Source organism: Streptomyces sp. NPDC053755 (genome assembly GCF_040677675.1).
GTDB lineage: Bacteria > Actinomycetota > Actinomycetes > Streptomycetales > Streptomycetaceae > Streptomyces.
Genome location: NZ_JBFASK010000001.1, coordinates 627,041 through 633,584, shown reverse-complemented (window position 1 = coordinate 633,584; position 6,544 = coordinate 627,041). Strand labels below are relative to the sequence as shown.

General features: G+C 72.9%; 7 protein-coding genes and 3 tRNA genes. 4 read left to right on the top strand and 6 right to left on the bottom strand.

The window, feature by feature from the left end; genetic code table 11:
- From AB0K65_RS02885 to AB0K65_RS02875, 3 genes are all read right to left on the bottom strand, one after another.
- On the bottom strand, positions 1 to 2,007 hold a 2,007-nt coding region (locus AB0K65_RS02885; RefSeq protein ID WP_365713592.1), incomplete at its 3' end, for a DEAD/DEAH box helicase.
- A gap of 198 nt (positions 2,008 to 2,205) precedes the next feature.
- The gene (locus AB0K65_RS02880) at positions 2,206 to 2,736 is read right to left on the bottom strand and encodes a hypothetical protein (RefSeq protein WP_365713590.1); all 531 of its coding nucleotides are present in this window, start codon (positions 2,734 to 2,736) and stop codon (positions 2,206 to 2,208) included.
- 256 nt (positions 2,737 to 2,992) lie between these two features.
- A complete protein-coding gene (locus AB0K65_RS02875) occupies positions 2,993 to 3,304 on the bottom strand; it encodes a hypothetical protein (RefSeq protein WP_365713588.1) in 312 nt (103 codons plus the stop codon).
- Positions 3,305 to 3,463: 159 nt separating this feature from the next.
- Between AB0K65_RS02875 and AB0K65_RS02870 the strand changes: the two genes are divergently transcribed.
- From AB0K65_RS02870 to AB0K65_RS02855, 4 genes are all read left to right on the top strand, one after another.
- Positions 3,464 to 3,814 carry a metallopeptidase family protein gene (locus tag AB0K65_RS02870; protein WP_365713585.1) on the top strand — a complete coding sequence of 117 codons (351 nt, stop codon included), beginning with the start codon at positions 3,464 to 3,466 and terminating at the stop codon, positions 3,812 to 3,814.
- Between the two features lie 110 nt (positions 3,815 to 3,924).
- Positions 3,925 to 3,997, top strand: a tRNA-Glu gene (locus tag AB0K65_RS02865).
- 38 nt (positions 3,998 to 4,035) lie between these two features.
- A tRNA-Asp gene (locus AB0K65_RS02860) sits at positions 4,036 to 4,109 on the top strand.
- A 22-nt stretch (positions 4,110 to 4,131) separates the two neighbouring features.
- Positions 4,132 to 4,205 (top strand) — tRNA-Phe (locus AB0K65_RS02855).
- Positions 4,206 to 4,334: 129 nt separating this feature from the next.
- Here AB0K65_RS02855 and AB0K65_RS02850 read toward each other — a convergent pair.
- Genes AB0K65_RS02850 through AB0K65_RS02840 form a run of 3 tightly spaced genes read right to left on the bottom strand, consistent with a single transcriptional unit; the run spans position 4,335 to position 6,456 of the window.
- The gene (locus tag AB0K65_RS02850) at positions 4,335 to 5,177 is read right to left on the bottom strand and encodes a cytochrome c biogenesis CcdA family protein (protein WP_365713583.1); all 843 of its coding nucleotides are present in this window, start codon (positions 5,175 to 5,177) and stop codon (positions 4,335 to 4,337) included.
- Entirely contained in the window at positions 5,174 to 6,034 is an 861-nt protein-coding gene (locus AB0K65_RS02845) for a DsbA family protein (protein ID WP_365713580.1), read from the bottom strand. The genes AB0K65_RS02850 and AB0K65_RS02845 overlap by 4 nt, the downstream gene beginning before the upstream one ends.
- A gap of 53 nt (positions 6,035 to 6,087) precedes the next feature.
- On the bottom strand, positions 6,088 to 6,456 hold the full coding sequence (locus AB0K65_RS02840) for a hypothetical protein (RefSeq protein ID WP_365713578.1): 369 nt from the start codon (positions 6,454 to 6,456) through the stop codon (positions 6,088 to 6,090).
- Positions 6,457 to 6,544: the final 88 nt, after the last annotated feature.

Sequence of the window (6,544 nt, the reverse complement as noted above, 5' to 3'; positions counted from 1 at the left end):
GCCGCGGTCGTCGCGGTTGAAGCCGCCCGAGGGACGGTCGTCACGACGGAAACCACCGGACGGACGGTCGTCACGACGGAACCCGCCACGGTCGCCACCGCGGTCGTCACGGCGGTCGAAGGAACGGCCGCCGCGGTCGTCGCGGTTGAAGCCGCCCGAGGGACGGTCGTCACGACGGAAACCACCCGAGGGACGGTCGTCACGACGGAAGCCACCGGAGGGGCGGTCGTTGTCCCGGCGGAAACCACCGGACGGACGGTCGTTGTCCCGGCGGAAACCACCGGACGGACGGTCGTTGTCGCGACGGAAGCCACCACGGTCACCGCCGCGGTCGTCACGGCGGTCGTCACGGCGGTCGTCACGGCGGAACCCGCCGCGGTCGCCACCGCGGTCACGGCGCTCGTAGTTGCCCCGCTCGTCGCGGAACGCCGGGCGCTCCTCGCGACGCTCTTCGCGGCGCTCCTCGGCGACCTGAGCGGCCGCCACCGCGGCGACCTCGGCCTCGGCGGCCTCCGTCACCTCGGCGACCGCGGCCTCCGGGTCCTCGCCCCGCTCGCGCGCGGAACGGGCGACCAGGCGGTCGGCCTCCTCGCGGAGCTCGACGGCCCGGCGGGTCAGCCGCTCCAGCTGCTTGGTCAGCTCGACGACCTCGCGCTCGGCCTGCTTGGCGGCGTTGTTCGCCGAGTCGGCCTGGACCTCGGTCAGCGAGCGGGCGCCGGTGATCTCGGCGACCTCCGGGTCGAAGGCGCCGGCGCTCTGGATGATGTGGCGCGAGGCGTCGACGCCCGCGTCCTCCATCAGGCGGAAGATCTGACGACGCTGGTGCGGCAGGGACAGCGACACGACGACGCCGGACTTGCCGGCACGGGCGGTACGGCCCGAGCGGTGCAGGTAGTCCTTGTGGTCGCCGGCCGGGTCCACGTTCAGGACCAGGTCGATGCCGTCGACGTGGATGCCGCGGGCGGCGACGTCCGTGGCGACGAGCGCGTTGACGTAACCCTTCTTGAAGTCCTCGAGGACTCGGGTACGCGCGCCCTGGGTCATGCCACCGTGCAGCGCGTCGGCCTTGACGCCCGACTCGCACAGCTGCTCGGCGATGCGGTCCGCGCCCAGCTGGGTGCGGACGAAGATGATCGTGCGGCCCTTGCGGGCGGCGATGGCGGCCGTGACCGGCGCCTTGTCCTTCGGCTTCACGACGAGGACGTGGTGGGTCATCGTGGTGACGTTGCCCTGGGCGCTGTCGACCTCGTGCGTGACCGGGTCGTGCAGGTAGCGCTTGACCAGCGTGCCGATCTCGTTCTCCATGGTGGCGGAGAAGAGCATGCGCTGACCGCCGACCGGAATCTGGTCGAACAGCTCGGTGACCTCGGGCAGGAAGCCCAGGTCGGACATCTGGTCGGCCTCGTCGAGGACCGCGACCTGGACGTTCTCCAGGGAGCAGGCGCCACGGTTGATGATGTCGCGCAGCCGGCCCGGGGTGGCGACGAGGACGTCGACGCCGCGCTCCAGGGCGTAGATCTGGTTGCCCATGGACGTACCGCCGCAGACGACCTTGATCTTCAGGCCGAGCACGTCGCCGTAGGGCTGGAGGGCGTCCGCGACCTGCATCGCGAGCTCACGGGTCGGGGTGAGGATGACCGCGCGGGGCTTCTTCTTCTCGGTGTGGCCGCCGGCCAGCTGCGCCAGGGTCGGCAGACCGAAGGACAGGGTCTTGCCGGAGCCGGTGCGGCCGCGGCCGAGGATGTCCTTGCCGGCCAGGGCGTCCGGGATGGTCGCAGCCTGGATCGGGAAGGGGGTGGTCACGCCGTTCTGCGCGAGCTTGCGCACGACGCCCTCGGGGAGGCCGAGGTCGGCGAACGTGATGGTGGGCTCGGAGGACTCGGCCTCGGAGGACTCGAACTCGGCAGCCTCGGTCACGGCGGTCTCGGTGGTCTCGACGACCTCGAGGACCTCGACGATCTCGTCGTTCTCGGGCATGACGGCGTGGTCAGAACTGAAAATGGACATGCGAAATGCGAAACCTTCCGGAGTCTCGGCACGCGCCCGTCAACTCCGTGAATTCGCAAATCGACCGCCTCAATGCGGTCAGCCACGGCTAGGGAGAGTACGCGCCACGCGGCGCTCTTCTGTTTCGGCGCCGGGCAATGGGATCAAACGATCTATAACCATACGCACCCTCCCCGCCCTCACGCAAACCGGGTTCCGTCACACCGGTCCGACCTGCGGTGATGCCTCCGGCTCCACCGGGCCGCCGGGCCTGTCGGCGGCCCTCATGGCACCCATGTGCGTGTCCGCGCCGGGCGTGGAGGTCGGCGGGTCCGTCGGCTCCGGAGTCGGCTCCACGGTGGGCTCGGAGGTCGGCGGCGGCTCCTGCGTCTCCGAGGGCGGCGGATCGACCGGAGGCGTGCTCTCCTCGCCCGGCGCGCTCGGCCCGCCGGCACCTCCGGCCTCGCCGGCGCCGCCCGTCCCGCCCGGCTCCTGGGACGGCTTCGGCTTCCCTCCCGGCCCCGCGACCCCGCCCGCCGGGGGCTTGCCCGACGCCGAGGGCGATCCGCTCGGCACGGGGGACTCCTCGCCCGCCCCGTCCGCGTCCGCCCCGCTCCCGCCCGTATCGGCGTACCCCTCCCCGGCGTAGCCGCCCGACCCGTCGGCGGCGGCATCCGACTCGGCCGCCACGCCCTGCTTTCCCGCGGACTTGCCGGGCGCCGGTTTCGCGCCGTCGTCACTCACACTCATACAGCCGCTCAGACCGGCGCAGGCGGCGACCGCCAACGCGGTGGCGGCCCATCTCACACGGGTGGGCACATGGCGCACGGACGGCACCTCCAGGACGCAAGGAACATACGGGACAGGGCGGGCGGTTACGGCGGGACGGGAAAGTGTTTCGCTGCCCAACTCCTCTTGCGCCGCGAGGGACACGCCCCCACACGACAAACCCCCGGCCCCGGAGTCGCCTCCGGAACCGGGGGCCGCCCGGCCGAGTGGGGACGGCTCAGCCCGTGAGGCCGAGGAGGGAGCCGACGCGCCCGAGGCCCGCGGCCGCACCGGTGGTGGTGGTGCCGGTGCCGGTGGCGGTGGACTGGGTGCTCGTGGTGGTGGTGTCGGCGCTGTCGGCGGTGCTCTCGCCGTTGAGGAGCGGGACGGTGCGCAGGACGTCGTCCAGGGTCAGGACCTCGCTGATGTCGATCAGGTCCCCGACACCGTGGACGGTGTCGGTGTCGGCGTGGGCGGTGCCCGCCATGCCGAGGACGGCGACGACGGCGATGGTGGCGCCCGCGAGGGAGCGCTTGAAGGTGTTGTTCATGCTCCGCAGAACACGCGGGCGCCGCCCCCGGTCACCGCCCGGCGGCGAGCGCCACTCCAATGCCACTCGTTTTCGCCCGGGAAGCAGTTCCGCGGGCGGCTTCGGAAGCGGTTCCGCCCGGCAGCCCGCAAAAGGGCGCCCGTCACCGACAATGGCGGTGTGCTGGAGATGACACGCGACACGTTCGAAGAGCTGGTGGCCCAGGCCCTGGACACGATCCCGCCGGAGCTGACGCGGGTCATGGACAACGTGGCCGTGTTCGTGGAGGACGAACCCGACCCGTCGGACCCGGAACTCCTCGGCCTCTACGAAGGGACGCCCCTCACCGAGCGCGGCGAGTGGTACGCCGGCGTCCTCCCGGACCGCATCTCCATCTACATGGGCCCCACCCTGCGCTACTGCGAGACCGCCCAGGACGTGGTCCACGAGGTCGCCGTGACGGTGGTCCACGAGATCGCCCACCACTTCGGGATCGACGACGAGCGGCTCCACGCCCTCGGCTGGGGCTGACCCGAGGGGGCGCGCCGACGGCGCCGGGAAACCGTTTTGGCGATAGCCGCCGCCATCCCATATGCTTCTCACGTCCCCGACGCGCTGCGAAGCGCCCAGGTGGGCCCTTAGCCCTCATCGTCTAGTGGCCCAGGACGCCGCCCTTTCAAGGCGGTAGCACGGGTTCGAATCCCGTTGGGGGCACGCAACAACGTGTGCGAGACTTGTCTCGCACATTGCAAGGTCCTGTGGAGCAGTTGGTTAGCTCGCCACCCTGTCAAGGTGGAGGTCGCGGGTTCAAGTCCCGTCAGGATCGCTGAGGTCGGAAACGACCTCGTGGCTGGGTAGCTCAGTTGGTACGAGCGATCGCCTGAAAAGCGATAGGTCGCCGGTTCGACCCCGGCCCCAGCCACAGAGAGAAGGCCCCGTTCGAAAGAACGGGGCCTTCCGCGTGTGCGGGCGAGGGACGCGTACGGAGCGGGGCGCGGGCGCCTGGGGGGGCAAGGCCGGCCCCTCAGGCGCCCTCACGTCTCCGCGTCCCTCACGCCTTCTCCTGCTCGCCGCCGCGCGACCCGCGCCGGCTTCGGACCGCGAGCACCGCCGCCACCGCCGCGACCACCGCCGCCAGCAGCGCCCAGTCCGGAACCGACCGGCCCAGCGACGCCACCCGCTCCTCCACCGCGAACGAGTCGTCCACCGACAGCAGACCCGGAAGGGCCGTCGTCCCGTCGAAGACGAGGAAGAGCACCCCGAGCAGCACGAAGAACAGGCCCGACGCCAGGGACGTCGAGTGTGTCCGGAACCGGCCGACGCGGACCGGGCGGCCGCGCAGCCAGCGCCTGCGGCCCAGGTCGTACCGCTCCCAGCCCAGCGCGAGCACGAACAGCGGCACCGCCATGCCCAGCGCGTACACCGCGAGCAGCAGGCCGCCGTAGGCCGGGCTGCCGCTCAGCGCCGCCACCGTCAGGACGCTCCCGAGGATCGGGCCGGCGCAGAACCCGGCGAGCCCGTAGACCAGGCCCATGGCGTAGACGGAGACCGCCGTCAGCGGCCTGATCCTGCCTCCGATCTCGGCGATGCGGCGGGAGGCGAACCCCATGCCGAGGAGCTGGACCACGCCGAGGGCGATGATCAGCCAGCCGCCGAGCGCCACGAGCAGGTCCCGGTGGCCGTAGAACAGCCGCCCGGCGAAGGACCCCGCCGCGCCCAGCGGGACGAGGGTGGTGGCCAGACCGGCGTAGAAGACGCCCGTACGGGCGAGCAGCCGCGTCGGCGAGTCGATCGAGTACGCGAAGAAGGCCGGGAGGAGCAGCGCGCTGCACGGGCTGAGAAGGGCCAGCAGCCCGCCGAGGAAGGCCGCCAGATAGCCGATGTCGCCGGTCACCGGGTCGCGCCGGGGTGCGGCTCGCCCGAGGGCGCCGGAGGCGTCGGCTTCGCCGTCCGCTGTGCCGTCACGTTCTTCGCCGACCGGGCGGCCGCCTCGATGGCGTCGGTGAAGGTCTCCACCGGCTGGGCTCCCGCGATCGGCCGCCCGTTGATCAGGAACGACGGCGTCGAGGTCGCGCCCAGGGAGTACCCCTGCCGCTGGTCCGCGGCCACCGCCGCCCGGGCCGCCGCGCTGTCCGTGTCCCGGGCGAAGCGGGCCTGGTCCGGGACGCCGGCCTCCTTCGCCAGGGCGGCCAGCCGGTCCGGACCGAAGCCCTTCTCCTTGGCGCCCTCGGCGTAGGCCGCCCGGTGGAACTCCCAGAACCTGCCCTGCCGGCCCGCCGCCCACGAGGCGCGGGCCGCCGCCTCCGACTCCTCGCCGAAGATCGGGAAGTTGCGCCACTCGATGCGCAGGGTGCCGTCCGCGACGTACTTCCGCATCAGCTCGGGCTCGGTGTCCCGGGCGAACTTCCCGCAGTACCCGCACTTGAAGTCGGCGTACTCGATCAGCACCACGGGCGCGTCGGCCCGCCCGAGGGCCAGCCGGTCGGCCGGGTCGCGGCGGGCGTACGCCTCCAGCTCGGGGTAGACGCCCGCGGTGGGGTCGGCGGAGACCTCGGCGACCGACGAGGAGCCGCCCGATCCCGGCGAGGAGGGCTTGGTCGCGGTGTACGAGACGAGTCCGAGCAGCGCGGCGGCGAGCGCGACGCCGGAGACGATCATGATCGGCCGGGCCGGGGAGGCGGCCGCCCGGGGGGACGGCCCGGACGGCGTGGAGGCGGCCCGGGACGGGGACTTCGGTGTGGACTTGGGCATGCGGAAACGCTCCTGGACAGAAGAGAGACGGGCGGCGGAGGTGACCGGCCCGTCTAGACCCGCAGGATCGACAGCTCCACGGGGGACGGCGGTACGAGCTCCGGGGGCGCCGGGCCCGACGGCAGGTCCCGTGCGTCCTGTTCCGCGCACCAGCCGCCGTCGGCCGGCCGCGCCCGTGTCAGGGCGGGCAGCAGGTCACCGAAGCCGGTCGGGCGCGGCGGGGTGACGGGACGGGCGCTGCCGTCGGCCGAGGGCCCCTGATCGCAGCCCGGCGCCGTGGTCCCGGCGCCCACGGCCACGACGGCGGCCGCCCCGACCGCCTCTCCCGGTTCCGTACGCGCGCCGCCCCCGGACGCCAGCAGCCCCAGCACCACGCCCAGCAGCGCGGCGAACGCCGCCGACGCGCGGGCGGTGCGGAGCATCGGGGAACCTCTCGGACACGGGTGGGGGGCGACGTGCCCGCATACGGGTGGGGGGCGACGTGCCCGAAATATTACGCACCGGCGCGCG